1 protein-coding gene and 1 pseudogene are annotated in these 1,032 nt (G+C 77.6%); one reads left to right on the plus strand and one right to left on the minus strand.

The features are described from left to right. Window positions 1-445, minus strand: a pseudogene (locus HMPREF3105_RS00900) (MFS transporter); the annotation flags it as partial. 56 nt (window positions 446-501) lie between these two features. Here HMPREF3105_RS00900 and HMPREF3105_RS00905 point away from each other — a divergent pair. Beyond that, entirely contained in the window at window positions 502-1,014 is a 513-nt protein-coding gene (locus HMPREF3105_RS00905; protein ID WP_036315642.1) for a (deoxy)nucleoside triphosphate pyrophosphohydrolase, read from the plus strand. Window positions 1,015-1,032: the final 18 nt, after the last annotated feature.

Here is a 1,032-nt window from a genome sequence, read left to right on the forward strand (position 1 = left end):
GGCCGCAGATGAAGCGGGCGGCCATCATGGGGGCCGCGTCCGGGGCGAGGAACGCGGCCACGTGCCCCACGACGAACAGCAGCATCAGCACGATGCTCGTGACCCGCCGGTCGACGCGGGCGAAGGACGCGGCCAGCAGGGGAGCGCCGATCACGACGCCCAGCGCGTACATGGAGATGAGCACGCCGCCGGCCTCGAGACCGATGCCGAGGTCGGCCACCGCCTGCGGCAGCAGGCCCATCATCGCGAACTCCGTGGTGCCGATCGCGAAGCTGCCCAGGGCCAGCGCGAGGATGGCCGGCAGCAGACGCACGCGGCGGCCGCCCAGCAGCGCGCCGGGGCCCGTCGGCGCGGTCGGTGGGATGGACGGGTCCGGGCGCGTCGGACGCGGGGCGCGGGGGGAACGGTCGTGGGCGCCGTCGGCGGCGGGAGTGGGGGTGGGCACCGACCCAGCCTACGGACTCCGGTCTGCGGGGGCGGGGGCCTCGCTAGCCTGGGCTCATGACCTCCGCCACACCCGCTCGCCCCGCGCCCGCTGCCAGCCCGACGACGTCGCCCCGGGACGGTGCGCGACCGCGGCTGGTCGTGGGGCTCGCGCTGCTCGACGATGTGGCCGCGCCGACCCGCCTGCTGGCGGCCCGTCGCAGCGCGCCTGCCCCGCTGCGGGGGCTCTGGGAGTTCCCCGGGGGCAAGGTCGAGCCGGGGGAGGGCGTCCAGGAGGCGCTGCTGCGGGAGTGCCGGGAGGAGCTCGGGGTCGCCGTGCGGCTCGGCCCCGAGGTGGCGGCGCCGGAGCCGGACGGGTGGGAGCTGGCCAACGGCGCCCGGATGCGGGTGTTCTGGGGCGTCCTGGCGGAGGAGGGGACGACACCCCGAGCCCTCCAGGACCACGACCTGCTGGCGTGGCTGCCGCTCGCCGGGCCGGGCGTGCGGCACCTGGACTGGATCCCGGCGGACCGGCCGATCGTGGCCGAGGTGCTCCGTGGCGCCGCCACGGCGTTCTCCGCGGGGCGCTGAGTCGACACGCGGCCGGCC

Source organism: Micrococcus sp. HMSC31B01 (genome assembly GCF_001816085.1).
Lineage (GTDB): Bacteria > Actinomycetota > Actinomycetes > Actinomycetales > Micrococcaceae > Micrococcus > Micrococcus luteus.